The 14,997-nt window shown below is 66.7% G+C and carries 15 protein-coding genes and 1 tRNA gene; 4 read left to right on the top strand and 12 right to left on the bottom strand.

The window, feature by feature from the left end; genetic code table 11:
- Positions 1-84: 84 nt before the first annotated feature.
- A tRNA-Ser gene (locus IB259_RS18275) sits at positions 85-172 on the top strand.
- Between the two features lie 47 nt (positions 173-219).
- Here the strand turns inward: IB259_RS18275 and ccsB are convergent.
- Together ccsB and IB259_RS18265 are read right to left on the bottom strand one after the other, a co-directional pair.
- Complete coding sequence (ccsB, locus tag IB259_RS18270) at positions 220-1,581, bottom strand: c-type cytochrome biogenesis protein CcsB (RefSeq protein WP_192329826.1); 1,362 nt, start codon at positions 1,579-1,581, stop codon at positions 220-222.
- 166 nt (positions 1,582-1,747) lie between these two features.
- Positions 1,748-3,274, bottom strand: a complete 1,527-nt coding sequence (locus IB259_RS18265) for a PLP-dependent aminotransferase family protein (protein ID WP_192329824.1) — start codon at positions 3,272-3,274, stop codon at positions 1,748-1,750.
- A gap of 233 nt (positions 3,275-3,507) precedes the next feature.
- On the opposite strand from IB259_RS18265, the gene IB259_RS18260 reads away from it, so the two are divergent.
- Genes IB259_RS18260 through IB259_RS18250 form a run of 3 tightly spaced genes read left to right on the top strand, consistent with a single transcriptional unit; the run spans position 3,508 to position 6,438 of the window.
- On the top strand, positions 3,508-5,067 hold the full coding sequence (locus IB259_RS18260; protein ID WP_119450851.1) for a nitrite reductase: 1,560 nt from the start codon (positions 3,508-3,510) through the stop codon (positions 5,065-5,067).
- A 16-nt stretch (positions 5,068-5,083) separates the two neighbouring features.
- On the top strand, positions 5,084-5,431 hold the full coding sequence (locus IB259_RS18255; RefSeq protein WP_054450228.1) for a cytochrome c: 348 nt from the start codon (positions 5,084-5,086) through the stop codon (positions 5,429-5,431).
- Positions 5,432-5,445: 14 nt separating this feature from the next.
- Complete coding sequence (locus IB259_RS18250) at positions 5,446-6,438, top strand: bifunctional precorrin-2 dehydrogenase/sirohydrochlorin ferrochelatase (RefSeq protein WP_054450226.1); 993 nt, start codon at positions 5,446-5,448, stop codon at positions 6,436-6,438.
- A 35-nt stretch (positions 6,439-6,473) separates the two neighbouring features.
- Here IB259_RS18250 and IB259_RS18245 read toward each other — a convergent pair whose 3' ends face one another.
- The 10 genes from IB259_RS18245 to IB259_RS18200 form a co-directional block, all read right to left on the bottom strand.
- Positions 6,474-7,103 carry a DUF4202 domain-containing protein gene (locus tag IB259_RS18245; RefSeq protein ID WP_119450850.1) on the bottom strand — a complete coding sequence of 210 codons (630 nt, stop codon included), beginning with the start codon at positions 7,101-7,103 and terminating at the stop codon, positions 6,474-6,476.
- Entirely contained in the window at positions 7,104-8,243 is a 1,140-nt protein-coding gene (gene nirJ / locus IB259_RS18240) for a heme d1 biosynthesis radical SAM protein NirJ (protein WP_192329822.1), read from the bottom strand. It abuts the gene before it with no gap.
- Between the two features lie 13 nt (positions 8,244-8,256).
- On the bottom strand, positions 8,257-8,775 hold the full coding sequence (locus tag IB259_RS18235) for an Lrp/AsnC family transcriptional regulator (RefSeq protein WP_175181171.1): 519 nt from the start codon (positions 8,773-8,775) through the stop codon (positions 8,257-8,259).
- A 1-nt stretch (position 8,776) separates the two neighbouring features.
- Positions 8,777-9,262 carry an Lrp/AsnC family transcriptional regulator gene (locus tag IB259_RS18230; RefSeq protein WP_175181170.1) on the bottom strand — a complete coding sequence of 162 codons (486 nt, stop codon included), beginning with the start codon at positions 9,260-9,262 and terminating at the stop codon, positions 8,777-8,779.
- Complete coding sequence (locus tag IB259_RS18225; RefSeq protein WP_217472152.1) at positions 9,255-10,253, bottom strand: AsnC family transcriptional regulator; 999 nt, start codon at positions 10,251-10,253, stop codon at positions 9,255-9,257. The genes IB259_RS18230 and IB259_RS18225 overlap by 8 nt, the downstream gene beginning before the upstream one ends.
- The gene (locus IB259_RS18220) at positions 10,243-11,412 is read right to left on the bottom strand and encodes a cytochrome D1 domain-containing protein (RefSeq protein WP_192329820.1); all 1,170 of its coding nucleotides are present in this window, start codon (positions 11,410-11,412) and stop codon (positions 10,243-10,245) included. The genes IB259_RS18225 and IB259_RS18220 overlap by 11 nt, the downstream gene beginning before the upstream one ends.
- A 7-nt stretch (positions 11,413-11,419) precedes the next feature.
- Complete coding sequence (locus tag IB259_RS18215; protein ID WP_082400648.1) at positions 11,420-11,767, bottom strand: cytochrome c; 348 nt, start codon at positions 11,765-11,767, stop codon at positions 11,420-11,422.
- Positions 11,746-12,537 carry a uroporphyrinogen-III C-methyltransferase gene (gene cobA, locus IB259_RS18210; RefSeq protein ID WP_119450844.1) on the bottom strand — a complete coding sequence of 264 codons (792 nt, stop codon included), beginning with the start codon at positions 12,535-12,537 and terminating at the stop codon, positions 11,746-11,748. The genes IB259_RS18215 and cobA overlap by 22 nt, the downstream gene beginning before the upstream one ends.
- A gap of 117 nt (positions 12,538-12,654) precedes the next feature.
- Positions 12,655-13,794: a CaiB/BaiF CoA-transferase family protein gene (locus IB259_RS18205; RefSeq protein WP_175181166.1), complete on the bottom strand. Its 1,140-nt coding sequence runs from the start codon at positions 13,792-13,794 to the stop codon at positions 12,655-12,657.
- Positions 13,791-14,951: an acyl-CoA dehydrogenase family protein gene (locus tag IB259_RS18200; protein ID WP_175181165.1), complete on the bottom strand. Its 1,161-nt coding sequence runs from the start codon at positions 14,949-14,951 to the stop codon at positions 13,791-13,793. Before IB259_RS18200 ends, IB259_RS18205 begins: the two co-directional genes overlap by 4 nt.
- Positions 14,952-14,997: the final 46 nt, after the last annotated feature.

The following is a 14,997-nucleotide window of genomic DNA, read 5'->3' as shown; positions in this document are numbered from 1 at the left end:
ATTGCGCCCTTTACGGCGTATCGTGTTCCCGGCCTGGCAGATTGTTTGCCTGATGGCCGGATCGCCGGAATATACGCAATACCAGGAAGCGTGGCAGAGTGGTCGATTGCACCGGTCTTGAAAACCGGCAACGGGCAACCGTTCGTGAGTTCGAATCTCACCGCTTCCGCCAAGACACCCGATGCCAGCGCGCATCGCCGCCCGCAAGGCGGCAGGGGCCTACAGGCTGCCGTACGAATGCAGCCCCGACAGGAACATGTTCACCCCCAGGAAGGCGAAGCTCGTCACCACCAGGCCGGCGAGCGCCCAGTAGGCCGCCACCTCTCCCCGCAGCCCCTTGAGCAGCCGCATGTGCAGCCAGGCGGCATAGTTCAGCCATACGATCAGCGCCCAGGTCTCCTTGGGATCCCATTGCCAGTACGCGCCCCAGGCGTCGGCGGCCCACAACGCGCCCAGCACGGTGGCCACGGTGAAAAAGGCGAAACCCAGCGCGATGGCCCGGTACATGATGTCCTCCAGCACCTCCAGGGACGGCAGCCGGCAGGCAATCGGCCGGCGCAGCGCCAGCACCGCGCCCACGAGGATGGCGCCCGCGCCGAAATACAGCATCCACACAGGCGGCAGCCGCCGCGAGCCGAAGATCATCGGCTCGGCGCATAGCAGCGCACCCAGCAGGAAAACCGGAATCAGGCGCTTGCCTGCGGCGCTCTGCCCGTGCAGCTTGACCAGGTAGGCGAAACCCACCGCGCCCGCCAGCGAGAACGTGCCGTAGCCAATGAAATTGGCCGGCACGTGCAGCTTCATCCACCAGCTTTGCAGCGCGGGGACCAGCGGCTGGATCTGATGGGCGCCGCGCGCGAGCGAATACCAGGACAGGAAGACGACCATCGAGGCGACCACCAGCATGACGAAGCCGCCCAGCGCCCGCGTGGCGTAGCGGGCCTCGTAGTAGAGGTAGAACAGCGCCGTGACCAGCGCGAAAAAAACAAATACCTCGTACAGGTTGCTGACTGGAATGTGTCCGACATCCGGTCCCAGCAGATGCCCTTCGCGCCAGCGCACCAGCAGGCCGGTCAGCCCTGCCCATACCCCGCCCCACGTCAGGACAGTGCCCAGCCAGGCGATCGCGGGCCGGGCCAGTCCCGCCCAATAGCAGAGCGTGCCCAGCACGAACAGGCAGCTCATCCAGAGTATGGACGACTGCGACGACAGCAGGTACTTGAGCAGGAAGACGCTTTCGGCGCGCCCCAGGTCGCCCTGCAGCAGCCCTGCCCCGCCCGCATACAGCCACACGGCCAGCAGCGCGCTGGCGCCGCTGGACAGGGCCAGAGTCCGCAAGGGGCGCCACAACCATCCCAGCCAGGCCAGGGCCGGCACGGCGCCGATCAGCATCGCTTTCTCGTAGCCGTTCAGGAACGGGCCGAACTCCGCCAACGCATAGGCGCAGCCGGCAAGGCAGATCAGCAGGAACGCGGCATCGGTCCGGTTCAGGCGCCTGCCGGTCCGGGCTGCGGCATTCGGAACCTCCGGCACGGGCCGGCGGGAAGTCAGCGGGACGGACCCGGTAGCGGTAATCGGCATCGCAGCATCTCCATGCGTGACCGTCCGCCCCAGGTGCCCACAGGCCGAACGAATCTTATATTGTCATAGGACAAATTGATTCTACGAACGACGCGGCAGCGCCGCATAGCGATGCCGCCGGTCCCCGCGCTGCGCCACCGTCCCTACCGGAAACGCGGCAGGCGTGCTAGACACCCGCGCAGCGCGCTTCGTCCAAAGACGGGCGAGACGCCGCCCGGTCCGGACAGGATTCCTGCAATTGTTTGCAAGCCGCGTGCACGCGCGCCATGGCCTGGGCGATCTCGCCAGTATCCAGACCGGCAAAGCCGAACAGCAGATGTCGGGGCTCGGCGCCCTCGGCCGCACAGGCGGCGGCCTGGGCCAGCGGATACAGCCTCACGCCCTGCGCCAGCGCGGCCGCGGCGACCGCGTCGGCGGGTGGGCTGTCCGCCGGCAGTTCGAAGGCCAGGTGCATCCCTGAATTCTGTCCGCTGATCCGGCCGCGTCCGCCCCAGACCTTGCGGATGCCGCGCAGCAGTTCGTCGCGCTGCGCCTGGTAGCGCCGCCGCAAGGTCTGCAGGTGACGCGCGAAACTGTTCTCATCGAAGTAGCGCGCCAGCACGGCCTGCGTCAGCCATGGACTGCCGTTGTTGAGCAAGGCCTTGCGTTCGACGAAATCGTCGACCAGCGCAGGCGGGCAAACCATGTATCCCAGCCTCAGGCCGGGCCCCAGCGTCTTGGAGAACGTCCCCAGGTACACGACCTGCCGCGGGCTCATCGCGGCCAGCGGCATGGGCAGTACAGACTCATAGCAAAAGTCGCCGTCGTAGTCGTCCTCGATGATCAGCGCGCCGCTGCGGCCCGCCCATTCGAGCAACTGCCGTCTCCGAGACAGCGACATGGCGTGGCCCAGGGGGTACTGGTGCGACGGCGTCACATAGGCCAGCCTGGCCGGCCCTTCCGGCAACAGATCCGTGCGCAGTCCCTGCCCGTCCACCGGAACCGGCGCCTCCTGCGCGCCATGCCGCCGCACCAGATTCCTGAATCCCGCGTAACAGGGCGACTCGAACACCGCCCTGCCGTGGCGGTCCAGGAAATGCGAGGCGATCAGGCTCAAAGCCTCCTGACTGCCGGCCGTGATCAGCACCTGTTCCGGTTCGACCTTCAACGCCTTGGCCGCCGACAGGTAATCGGCAATCTGCACGCGCAAGCCCCACAGGCCGGCCGGTGGCGCATATTCGGCCATGGCGCAGCCCGCATGCCGCAGCAGCTGGTTCGACAGCGTGATGAACTGGCGCAGCGGAAAGGCGTGGACCGAGGGACGGCCGACCTTGAAGTCATAGCGCAGGGGCATCGGCGGCGACTGGCCGCAGACGCCGCTGGACAGAGCCTGGCTGACGGCGTCGGCGTAGACCGGCGGACGGTCCTGGACGAAATCGGGGCAACGCGGATTGATGACCAGGCTGCGATTCAACGTCACGAAATAGCCGCGGCTGGGCTTGCTCTGGATCAAGCTGGAATCGATCAGCAGTTCATACGCGCCCAGCACGGTGTTCTTCGATACCTGCAGCAGCGATGACATCCGATTGATGGCCGGCAGCCTGTCCCCTTCCTGCAACCGTCCGGCGCGTATCAACGCCTCGATCTGGTCGGCGATCTGCTGCTTGTAGGGTTTTGCATCCTGGCGGGATAGAGAGAGCGGGAGTGAAAACATGGCGGACAACCACAGGACAAAAAATGGCGCCGGCCTTTCGAAGCGGCGCGGGCCGGCCGCGCTCCGTTTGCTCTCACGGTAGTGCTTTGGCCACGGCCTCACTTTGTCCTATGTCAAAAAACAGATTGGACCGTAACCATTGTGCAGGCGTGAGCCGTGCCTTATCGGCCCGGCGCCGCGATGACACAGTGCATGTGCCGCAGTTTCGGCAAAACCTTACGGGAGAGATCGACATGCACACCAAGCTATTGAGCGCGGCCTTGCTGTTCGTCTCGGCCGGCGCCGCCTGGAGTGCGCCGACCGGGGAGTACCTCAAGGCGAATCAGCTGTTCCAGCAGAACTGCGCCGTCTGTCATGGCGCCGACCGCGGCGGCTACATCGCGCCGGGCCTGACCAGCGACCGCCTGGTCCAGAGCGAGGCGGCGCTGCGCGGCACCATCATGACCGGCATCCCCGACACGCTGATGCCGCCCTTCGTGGGCCGCCTGTCCGACGAAGAGATCCGGGCGCTGGCCCGGCTCATCAAGACGCAGACAGCGGACGATCCCAAATGGGGGCTGGACCAGATCCGCGCCAGCGTGCAGGTGGTGGTCGACGAAGCCACCCTGCCCGCCAAGCCGACCTACGCCATCGACACCGTCTACGACCTGATGGTGGTCATGGCGCGCGGACGCTATGGGCGCGGCGACGCGGGCAACAATGCGCGCACCGTGTTCCTGGACGGCAAGACCAACAAGGTGGTCGGCGAGATCGCCACGCCGGTGGCGCCGCACATCATGGATTTCAGCCCCGTGGCGGAACGCTGGGCCTGGCTCAAGAGCGACGACGGCATGGTCTACAAGATCGACCTGTACTCGCTGCAGATCGTGCGCAAGGCCAAGGTCGGCCTGACCGGCCCCGGTATCGCCCTGTCCAACGACGGCAAGTGGCTGGCCATCAGTTCGTTCGTGCCCAAGAGCGTCGCCATCCTGAAGGCGGACACGCTGGAACCGGTCAAGTACATGGACCTTGAGGGCGAAGATCCGGACGGCAAGTTCGTCAAATCGGCCGGCGGGCCCGTCATCGGCAGCCGGATCAACAATAAGTTCGCGCTGACGCTGCGCCAGGCTGGCCAGATCTGGATCATCGACCCCGACAAGCCCGACATGCCCGTGACCAAGCTGACCAAGGTCGGCCGCATGCTGCATGACACCTTCCTCACGCCCGACGGGCGCTACTCCATGGTCGCGTCCTATGACGACAACAAGATCGTCGCGATCGACTTCAAGGACGACAAGGTGGTGCGCGACATACCCGCCGGCTGCCAGCCTCACGTCGGATCGGGCGCGGTGACCGAAGTCAACGGCCGCTTCCTGGCCTTCGGCACCAACATCGGCACCTGCGCAAAGGGCTCCGTGGTCACGGTCTGGGACACCAAAGACTTTTCCGTGGTCAAGCAGATCCCGGTGGCCGGAGCCACCGAATCGCCCGCCGCGCATCCGAACGCGCCCTACGTGGCGGTGGACATCGTCGACAAGGACAAGCGCGCGGCCTGGATCCAGCTGATCGACAAGAACACGCTGGAAGTGGCCAAGACGCTGGACGTGGGCGGGCATGCCTTCTTCCCCGACTACAACCGCACCGGCAATTACCTCTATGTCAGCTCGGGCTACTGGGGCGACCGCATCAAGATCTACGACAGCAAGACCCTGGAGCTGGTGGCGGAACACAAGATGGAAAGCCCCTCGGGCATTTTCTCCCGCGCCCGCACCCGCTGGCTGACCATCGGCCTGTCCGAAACGCGCAAATTCTGAGCCGAGGAACCCACATATGAAAACGCTATTCCGCATACTCACGGCACTGCTGCTGTCCCAGGCCGCCGCGCACGCGCTGGCCGCCGACGGGCAGCCCGCCCTGGTCGCCGGCGGCAATCCCGACACGCTCTCGCCCCGCGTCTCCGCCATGCTGCCGCTATGCGCCTCCTGCCATGGCGCGGACGGCATCAGCGCCGTCGGCCTGTACCCCAATCTTGCAGGGCAGAAGATGGAGTACCTGGTCAAACAGCTCAATGCCTTCAAGACCCGGGAGCGCAATGACCCGGTCATGAGTTCGATGGCCGAGCCCTTGAGCCCCGAAGCCATCCAGGAACTGGCCCAGTACTTCTCCAGCCGCAAGTAAGGGAGCAGGCCGCCATGGACGCGCCATCCGCGATGCTCTTCCCGGTGTACTTCAACCTGGCCGGCCGGCGGGTGGTCGTGGTGGGCGGCGGGGCCGTGGCCGAACGCAAGATCAGGCTGCTGCTCAGGGCCGGCGCCGCCGTTGCCGTGGCGGCGCCGGCCCTGACGCCCTGGCTGCGCGCAGCCGCGGACCAGGACCAGTTCCAGCATATGCCGGCCGTCTTCTCGCCGGCCTGCCTGGACGGCGCCTGGCTGGCGGTGGCCGCGACCGATCAGGGCGGCACGAACCAGGCGGTTGCCGCGGCGGCGCTTGCGCGCCGCATTCCCTGCAACGTGGTCGACGATCCCGTTCTTTCGACGATACAAGTGCCCGCCATCCTGGACCGTTCTCCGCTGGTGGTGGCGATTTCTTCAGGAGGCTGTGCGCCCGTGCTGGCGCGGCGCATCCGCGAACGGCTCGAAGCCTTGCTCGACGAAAGCACGGGAGATCTGGCGCGGCTCGCGGCACGCTATCGCAACCGCATCGTTGCGCGCTTCCGCGACCTGGAGCAACGTCGCGACTTCTACGACTGGATGCTGGACGGCCCGCTGCCCTCGTTGCTGGCGGCCGGCGACGGCAGGCAGGCCGGTCTGGCCCTCGAAGCCGCGATGCAGGCCGATACCCTGCCCCGCACAGGCAGCGCGACGATACTGGCAGCCGCCGACGGCCCCGCCGATCTGTTGACCCTGCGCGCCTTGCGCCTGCTGAACCAGGCCGACCTGGTCGCGCACGTGCCGGCGGTCAATCCGGCCATATTGGACAAGGCACGGCGGGACGCGGCGAGAATCGAGCTGAAAGGCCCGGGCCTGCAGCCTGATCCGGCCGTGGCCGCAGGCGCGGGACTGGACTGGCTGGCCCGCCAGGTGCAGGCGGGCCAGCGCGCCGTCCTGCTGCTGGGAACCGCGCATGACGCGAAGCTGCTGGCGCGACGAATATCGGCTTGCGGCGTGGCATGCAACGTCCTGTGAACGTCCGGCCCCGGACCAGCGCCGCGATCAGGAAGTCAGGTCCCCGCTTCCTCGCCACCCGCCAGCGCAGCCGCCAGATAAGCCTGGCCCCGCTCGCTGAAGGACAGCGACGCAGCCGCCTGCCTGCCGGCTTCGTCCATCTTGTGCCAGGTCTTCTGCAACACCGCGACGACCTTGTCCGGATAGCGTTCGCAGAATTCCTCGTACTGGTGCTCCAAAAACACCAGGCACAGCGCGTTCTCCATGCATTGGACGTCGGCATCGCGCTTGATGCCCTGCTTGCGCACGATCTTCAGCACCGCCTGTATGGTTTGCGCGTCATGGCCTGCGCTGGCTAACAGCCTTGCGGCGACGTCCGCGTGATGCTCCTTGAGCGTATTGCGCCATTGCAGATAGCCAGCCCTGCCGGCCGGACAGGCCTCGCGCGGGACCTCCCAGCGGCCGATGTGCTGGCAGCGGGCGGCCAGCCGCAAGGCAGAGCCGGCCTGCGGGGCCAGCTTCGTCACCCAGGCGTGGAGGAATTGGGCGTGCAGCCATTCGCGCGGCTGCATCGCGCCATTCCAGGCGACCAGATTGGGATCGCGCCGGTTGTACTCATCGAACAGCTGCCAGGCGCGCTGCAGCGGCGCGTCTTCTGCATCCACCGGGTTGGGCGGGAATTCCATTCACACTCCTGTCTCGTCTTCGGTCAGATAACAGCCGGGGTCCTCGGCCCAGAGGTCGCCCGACTGCTTCTGCGCACGGATGCGGGTGTTGCCGTTGCAGATGTCCAGGTGGGCGCAGCTGGCGCAGCGTCCCTTGACGGGCCGCGGCCGCAGCCGCAGCAGCTTGAGCAAGGGTTCGGCGGGATCCGACCAGATCTCCGAAAAGGGCCGCAAGCGCACATTTCCCAGAGTGTAGTGCCACCACATGGTGTCGGCATGGACATTGCCGCGATTGTCGATGTTCGCGACGTTCATGCCGCTGGCGTTGCCGCCCCACAGGCGCAGCCTGGCCTCGATATGCGGCGCGCTCTGCGGGAACCGGCGACGCACCCAGTGCAGGAAGAACACGCCGTCGGCATCGTTGTTGCCGGACGTGAACTCACGCGGTCTGCCGGCCGCGGCTTGTTCCAGGCAGGTTTCGAAGATCCGCTCCATGGCCGCGCGCGTCATGCGGTGATGGCTGTCCTCGCCCCGGTTGCGGCCGCCGCGGCCGGCGTAGTTCAAGTGTGAAAAGTAGAAGCGGTCGACATTCTCGGCGTCCAGCAATGCCAGCAGCCCGGGAAGATCGTCGGCGTTGCCCTGGGTCAGGGTGTAGCGGATGCCGACCTTAAGGCCGCGGTCCCTGCACAGCCGGATGCCTGCCAGCGAGGCATCGAAGGCGCCCGCCTCGCCCCGGAAGCGGTCGTGCGTCGCGCCCAGGCCGTCCAGCGAAATACCTACATAGTCGAAGCCGCAACCGGCGATGGACTCGATGTTGCGTCGCTCTATCAGGGTGCCGTTGGACGACAGGCCCACGTAGAAGCCCATGGCCTTGGCCCGGCGCGCAATATCGAAAATGTCCGGCCGCAACAGCGGTTCGCCGCCAGACAGGATCAGCGCCCTCACACCGTAGGCATGCAGATCGTCCATGACTGCGCAGACCTCGGCGTAGTCCAATTCGCCGGCGAAATCCTTGTCGACCGAAGCGGAGTAGCAATGCCGGCAATGCAGGTTGCAGCGCCGGATCAGGTTCCAGATCACCACGGGTCCGGCCGCCCCACGGCGCGGCGCAAGCGGCGTGGGACGCAGCAGTTCAGACACGAAGGCAGAGATGCGGAACATGCGGAATTCCTCGCTATGCTGCCGGCCCCTGGCCTTCTTTCAGGCGCAGGCCAGTCTTTTTCAGGATTGCCGAGGAAAACAGCGCGTCGTGCGCACGCAGGGCGTCCGGAAAGCGCACGTGCAAAGCCTCGGCGACGTCATCGATGCGCGCCAGCACCGCCGCGCGATCGGTCCCGTGCAGCATGGCGTAGAGGTTGTAGCGCCACAGCGGCGGATGCCGGGGACGCCGGTAGCAATGGCTCACGTCCGCGCGCTGACCCAACCAGGCTCCCACAGCGTCGGCCTGACCGTCTTCCACGTCCCAGACCGACATGGCGTTGGCCACGAATCCGAGCGCGTAGTGGTTGGGTACCACGCCGATGCGCCGTATCACGCCGCGCGCGAGCATGTCGCGCAACTGCGCCATCACCTCGGCTTCGGTGACGCCCAGCCGCGCGGCCACGGCCCGGTATGGATCCCGCCGGATCGGCAGCCCCTCCTGCGTGGCGCGGACCAGGGACAGTTCGAACGGAGTCAGGCCGGCTGCGTCCATCTCAGACCTCCAGCTTCATTTCAAGGAAGTACTCGCGCTCCTTCGGAAACGCCAGCACGGGCAGGCCCGTCTCCTGCTCAATGGCGCGCAAACAGGCGGCAACTTCGGCGGGATCAGCCGCCGCCAGCACGAACCACATGTTCAACGCATGCTCGCGGCGGTAGTTGTGCGCCACTTCGACCCGGCGGTTGACCAGGGCCACGACCCGCTCCCATTGCGCCTGCGGCACGGCCATCGCCGCCAGGCAGTACGCGCCGCCGGCGCGCTCGATCTGGAACAACGGGCCGAAACGGCTCAGCGCGCCGCACTCGCGCAAGCGGGCTACCCGCGCGATCACGGCGTCTTCGTCCAGCCCCAGCGCCCGCGCGACGTCCGCGAACGGACGCGGGCTGATCGGAAAGCCGCCCTGCAGGCGGTTGATCAGCTTGCGGTCGGCAGCGTCCAAGCCCAGCGGCATGCCCGCGGCAATGTCCTTGGACCTAACCATGCGTCGCCTCTTCCGGCACGAACCTCGCACCGCGCTGCTTGAAACATCTGGTCGAGAACAGCACCGCATGCGGCCAGGCATCAAGTCCAAGACGGCCGGCGATGGCATTGCGCAGCGCCTGCACCGCTTTCCGCTCCTTGCCGTGGATCATGCAGAAGAGGTTGTAGGGCCATTGCGGCAAGCGCCGCGTGCGCCGGTAGCAAAGCGTGACGCCGGGCTCGGCGCCAAGCCGCTGCCCCAGCGCATCCACCCGCGTGTCGTCCACGTTCCAGACGCACATCGCATTGGCGCGAAAGCCCAGCTGGCGATGTCTCAGCACCACGCCGAAACGGCGGAACAGGCCTGCGCGCTGCCAGCGCTCCAGCAGGTGCAGCGTCTCGTCCTCATCCAGCCCCGCAAGTAGTCCCAACCGGCGATAGGGGTGCGCGCAAAGGTCCAACCCATCCTGCACGGCATGGAGCAAGGTCTCTTGCGCGCTGCCGGCGGGTGGCAGCACGGCTCGTCCGCCGCTGCGCTGCGGCGTCGTGCGTTGTTGTGGCGCGCTCAGACTGAAACCCAGGTCGATGTGGTACTCGGCCTCCATGGGCAAGGCCAGCGGCTCGCAGCCGGAGGCCTGTGCGATCCGCGCCAGCAAGCGCGCCAACGCGCCAGGCTTGCGGCAGGCGGCGACGAACCACAAGTTCAAGGCATGTTCGCGCTCGTAGTTGTGATTGACCTGTGGCAGGCTGCTGACGTAGGCGGCAACCTGATCCAGGCGGGCGGACGGCACGTGCATGCCGACCAGCGCGCTGGCAAAGCAGGACTGGTGCAGCACCGGACCGACACGGCTCACCAGCCCCTCGCGCTGCCACCGCTGAAAGCGCGCCAGCACCGTGTCCTCATCCAGGCCGACGCGCTCGGCCAGCAAGGCGTAGGGCCGCGAGACCAGCGGAAAGTCCCGCTGCCAGCCATCGAGCAGACGCAGATCGGAATCGGACAGTTCAGAAGCCAATGCGGCCGCTCCTGTTGGTGAAGAAAATGCCGCTGGGCTTGGGAATGTCCAGCGTGGCGCCGCGTTGCAGCGTCCGGGTGTCATACACCACCACCCGGTCGTCGTCGCGCGCCGACAGCCATACCGCCTCTCCTCGCGGCGTGAATTCCATGTGCAGCACGCCGCGACCGGGTGCCAGCGTCCGGACCACGGCCAGGGTTTCGGTGTCGATGACCTGTACCTGGCCGTTGTCCGGCACCGCAAAGTTGACCCAGACGCGGCGGCCATCGGGCTGCGCCATGACGAACACCGGCTGGCCCAGTGTGGCGATGCGGCCGGTCTCCTGCCAGGTGGCGGTATCCACCACCAGCACCTCGTGCCTGCCGATGGCGGGCAGGAACAGGCGTCCGCCCGCCGCGCTCCAGCCTCGCAGGTGGGGCATCTTGTAGACCGGCAACGCCTCCTCGCCGCGCCCATAGCCCTGCAGGATCTTGCGCACGCCAGCCTCCGGATGCCAGAGGTCCATCATGGCCAGCGCATCCTCGCCGAACAACCCGGCGATGTAATAGCGGCCGTCCGGGGTGACCAGCGCGTCGTAGGGCTGGCGACCGGCCTTGTGGCGTTGTGTGGCCGGCCGGGCGGGGTCCGACAGATCCGTGATCCAGATCTCGCCCGCGTCGAACAGCGCGTAGGCGAACTTCTGTCCAGGCAGGTCCGCCAGGCCGACGACCTTGGAGCGCCTGCCCGGCGCATACTCGGCGGGCACTTCGCTGATCTGGCGCAAGGTCACAGCGTCGAAGACCTTGATGCCGCCGGGCGTGTAGTTCTGCACCACGATCAGCCGCCCGTCCTGCGAAATGGCGCCGCCGATCGCATTGCCGGACTGGATGATGCGACGGTCCACGCGTTTCCGCAGCAGATCCACCTTGGTCAGCCCGCCGTCCCGGCCGAAGACGTAGCCGTAGCGGCCATCGCGGGAATAGGCGATGTGCGCATGGGAAAGGTCGCCCAGCCCTTCGACCCGCGCCAGCCGGGTCTGTCCGCTGGTTTCGACGATGGAGACGGCGCCGTCGGCACGCTCTATCACCATGCCCAGGTCGTTGGTGCCGCGCGGGTCGGTGGCCGCGGCGCAGCCGGCCAGCACAACGGCGGCCAGGACGAGCAGGAAACGCAGTTTCATGAACGCTTTATTCCTCTGGAAAGCCCTTGAGCAGCCGCGCGGCGATCCAGGCGGCTTCGTCGGGCGCAAGCATGCCGCGCCACCCGGGCATGGCGGTGCCGGGCAGCCCGTGCAGAATCGCCTGTTCGAGATAGGCCGGCGGCTTGCCAGCAAGCGCTTGCGGCGTCAACGCCGGCCCCAGGCCGCCATTCAGGCGCAATCCATGGCAGGAGCCGCAGTCCTGCCGCACCAGGTGTATGAGTCGCTGCTGATCGACGGGATCGAGGTCCGGCGCCGCCTGCGTCCGGCCCACCGCCGCTCCCAGCCCCGTGCAACAGGCCAGCGCCAGGCATGTCAGGCCGCGACCGGGGCGCATGGCTCGGCCGCGTCACGCAACAACAGCTGTCCCGCCGCGGCGGCGGACCAGGCGCGCTGCGCCAGTCGCACCACGTCGCCGACCACCAGCAGCGTGGGCGGCTTGAAGCCGGCCACCAGCTGCGGAATCTGGCGCAAGGGGGCCACCGTCCAGTCCTGGGCTTCGGTGGTGCCGGAATGAACCAGCGCGGCCGGCGTGTCGCCGCCGCGCCCATGCCGCTGCAAGGACGCGACGATCTCGGCGGCGTTGGCCACCGCCATGTAGAACACCAGGGTACAGGTGGGATCGGCCAGCGAACTCCAGTCCAGTTCAAGGCCGGCGTCGTCCCGCAGATGACCCGTGATGAAACGCACGCTGGCCGCCACGCCCCGATGCGTCAGGGGTATGCCCAGCGCTGCCGCGCAGCCGTTGGCGGCGCTGATGCCCGGCACGACCTCAACCTGCACGCCGTGCCGCGACAGAAATAGCAGCTCCTCGCCGCCGCGCCCGAAAATGAACGGATCGCCGCCCTTCAAGCGCACGACGCGGGAGCAAGACCCCGCCAGCGCCAACAGCAGCTGATGGATGTCTTCCTGCCGGTGGCGGCAGTCGCCCGCCATCTTGCCTACGTCATGGAACTGCGCGGCGGGATTGATGAGGGGCAGGATGCCGCCGCCTACCAGCCTGTCGCAGACCACGGCATCGGCCTGCTGCAATAGCCGCAAGGCGCGCACCGTCAGCAATTCGGGATCGCCCGGACCGGCGCCAACCAGGTAAACCGTTCCGCTCACTACTCCCTCCCTTGCAGCCAGGCTGCGCAAAATAAGGCTTCAGGAGGAAGTGTAGGAAGCGACCGGCGGCTGCAATAGGTACGGTCGACGCAAGTGCAATGGGTGCGCCAGGGGCGTTCAGGACGCCTGGGCGCGCAAACGCGCCAGGATCTGTGCGCGATGCTGGTCCAGGCCGGGGACCTCCCGCGCCATCGACGGCAGGGGTTTGGAGAACTTCACCGGGAAGCCCACCACGCGTCCTGCCGGCGTATCGGCAACGACCCCGCGATGTCTGACGTGCGGGTCCTCGAACACTTCATCGTGCCGCAGTACTGGCGCCCAGGGGATATCGTGACCGTCGAACAGGCGTTCCCAATCCGCCAGGCTGCGGCTCTTGAACAATTCACGCAGTCGATCGTTCAAGACCCGCTTTTCGCGCATCCGCCCCGCCCTCGTCTGGTAGCCCGGCGCGTTCAGATCCGGGCAGACCGGGGCCAGCGCCACGCAAAGGTTGCGCCAGAACGATTCCTCCAGAATGCCGAGCGCAAGATGCCGGCCGTCCGCCGTCTCGAAGACGTCGTTGTCAGGCATGACATGCGGCAGATGCGCCACCTCCGGGCCAGCGGGACCGTTCATCGCCTGCAATGCAGGGGCCATCCATGCCGTCATGGTGTCATGGATCGACACGTCCAAATGCTGCCCCACGCCGGACTCGCGCGCGTCCTGCACGGCAGCCAGTATCGCGAGCGCGGCGTGCATGGCTGCGCAGTAATCCGACAGACGCAATCGCGGCCGCGCCATGACATCGCGCACCTGCGACGGCACGGCCCAGTATCCGGCCAGGGCCATGTAATTCACGTCATGGCCGGGCCGTTGCGCATAGGGCCCTGTCTGCCCGAATCCCGAAATCGAACACAGCACCACCCGCGGATTGACGCGCGCCAATTGCGTGTAGTCCAGTCCCAGATTGGCCATTACGCCAGGCCTGAAACCCTCCACCACGACGTCGCTGCCTGCCACCAGTTGCAGCAGGACGCGCTTGTCTTCTTCGCGCTTCAGATCGAGGCAGATGGACTGCTTGCCCCGGTTGTACTTGGCGAAGGTCTCGGCTCCCAACTGGCGAGCGGTGTCGCCCTGCGGCTTTTCCACCTTGATCACGGTTGCCCCCAACTGTCCCAGCAACATGGCGGTGTACGGCCCAGGGTGCAGTTGGCCCAGGTCGAGCACAGACATGCCGCTCAGGTAGCCCGCCGCCCCCTGCTCTGCGCCGGCGCTCATGCGAGTATCCCCTTTGCGATGGTATTGCGCTGGATTTCGCTGGTTCCAGTGACGATGCGGTACAGGCGCAGGCGGCGGAAGATGAACTCCACCGGATGGTTCTTCGTCACTCCCACGTTTCCATGGATCTGCATGGCCTTGTCGGCAATTTCGAAGCAACGCTCGGACACGAACAGCTTGCACATCGACGCCGCATCGCGCACGTCCTCGCCCGAGTCGGCACGCTCTGCCGTGGCAAGCACCATCTGTTCGCAGGCATAGAGGGCCGTCGCCATGTCGGCCAGCATGTGCTGGATGGCCTGGAAGCGGCTGATGGGGCCGCCAAACTGCTGACGGTGCTTGGCGTAGTCCACAGCCAGCCTGAAAGCCTGGCGCGCCAGGCCTATCATGGTCGGGCAATGCAGCAGGCGGTTTACGCTGACGCGGTTCATGGCGATCTTGAAACCCTGCCCTTCCTTGCCGATCAGGTTCTTCTTCGGCACCCGGACCTGATCCAGCACGATGTCCGCATCGACATACTGGCCTGTCATCGGCACGCAATCGTGCACCAGCCGTACGCCGGGGCTGTCCAGATCGATGAAAATCGCGGATATGCCTTCCGCGCCCCGGTCAGGATCGGTGACGCACATGGTGATGGCGAAATCGGCGAACGTCGAGGCGGTAATGTAGTGCTTGACCCCGGTCACGATGTAATCGTCGCCGTCGGCCACCGCGACGGTCTGCAAGCGGGTAGCGTCGGAGCCCGACTGCGGCTCGGTCATGGCGAAGCAGGCGCCGCGCTCGGCGTTGACCACGGGCATGATGTAGCGGTCGTGCTGGTACGGGGTCGCATACTGGACCAGGTTGCCGATGCGCGAAGGACCGCCCCAATCCCCCAGCACATGGGGGAACAGGATGGCGCCGGATGCCGCGACGTCGTCCTTGAGCACGCACAGGTCGCGGTAGGACAGCCCCTGCCCGCCCAGCTCGCGCGGCAGCTGCGCTCCATAGAATCCCAGCGCCCGGCATCGTTTCCACACGGACTGCACCAGGTCGCGCCCGAACTTGTCCTCGTACCCCAGGCCGAGCGACTGTTCCAACGGTATGAGTTCGTCCTGCAGGTACTGCTGCAACCGGGTGCGCAGGCCGGTCAGCGCCTGTTTGTCGTCTTGGGCCATGTCGTCTCCTTTGAGTAGTCCCCAGCTTGACAGCGCCCGGCATCCT

Origin of the sequence: Achromobacter sp. ACM04, from assembly GCF_014851465.1 — a bacterium.
In the GTDB taxonomy this organism is placed as follows: domain Bacteria; phylum Pseudomonadota; class Gammaproteobacteria; order Burkholderiales; family Burkholderiaceae_B; genus Achromobacter; species Achromobacter aegrifaciens.
Note: the sequence above shows the minus strand (reverse complement) of the source record. Positions and strands in the feature narration are given on the sequence as shown.

Coding starts and splice junctions, on each gene's coding strand:
- ccsB (WP_192329826.1), bottom strand. CDS start 1,581: ATGCCGATTACCGCTACCGGGTCCGTCCCGCTGACTTCCCGCCGGCCC.
- IB259_RS18265 (WP_192329824.1), bottom strand. CDS start 3,274: ATGTTTTCACTCCCGCTCTCTCTATCCCGCCAGGATGCAAAACCCTAC.
- IB259_RS18260 (WP_119450851.1), top strand. CDS start 3,508: ATGCACACCAAGCTATTGAGCGCGGCCTTGCTGTTCGTCTCGGCCGGC.
- IB259_RS18255 (WP_054450228.1), top strand. CDS start 5,084: ATGAAAACGCTATTCCGCATACTCACGGCACTGCTGCTGTCCCAGGCC.
- IB259_RS18250 (WP_054450226.1), top strand. CDS start 5,446: ATGGACGCGCCATCCGCGATGCTCTTCCCGGTGTACTTCAACCTGGCC.
- IB259_RS18245 (WP_119450850.1), bottom strand. CDS start 7,103: ATGGAATTCCCGCCCAACCCGGTGGATGCAGAAGACGCGCCGCTGCAG.
- nirJ (WP_192329822.1), bottom strand. CDS start 8,243: ATGTTCCGCATCTCTGCCTTCGTGTCTGAACTGCTGCGTCCCACGCCG.
- IB259_RS18235 (WP_175181171.1), bottom strand. CDS start 8,775: ATGGACGCAGCCGGCCTGACTCCGTTCGAACTGTCCCTGGTCCGCGCC.
- IB259_RS18230 (WP_175181170.1), bottom strand. CDS start 9,262: ATGGTTAGGTCCAAGGACATTGCCGCGGGCATGCCGCTGGGCTTGGAC.
- IB259_RS18220 (WP_192329820.1), bottom strand. CDS start 11,412: ATGAAACTGCGTTTCCTGCTCGTCCTGGCCGCCGTTGTGCTGGCCGGC.
- IB259_RS18215 (WP_082400648.1), bottom strand. CDS start 11,767: ATGCGCCCCGGTCGCGGCCTGACATGCCTGGCGCTGGCCTGTTGCACG.
- IB259_RS18205 (WP_175181166.1), bottom strand. CDS start 13,794: ATGAGCGCCGGCGCAGAGCAGGGGGCGGCGGGCTACCTGAGCGGCATG.
- IB259_RS18200 (WP_175181165.1), bottom strand. CDS start 14,951: ATGGCCCAAGACGACAAACAGGCGCTGACCGGCCTGCGCACCCGGTTG.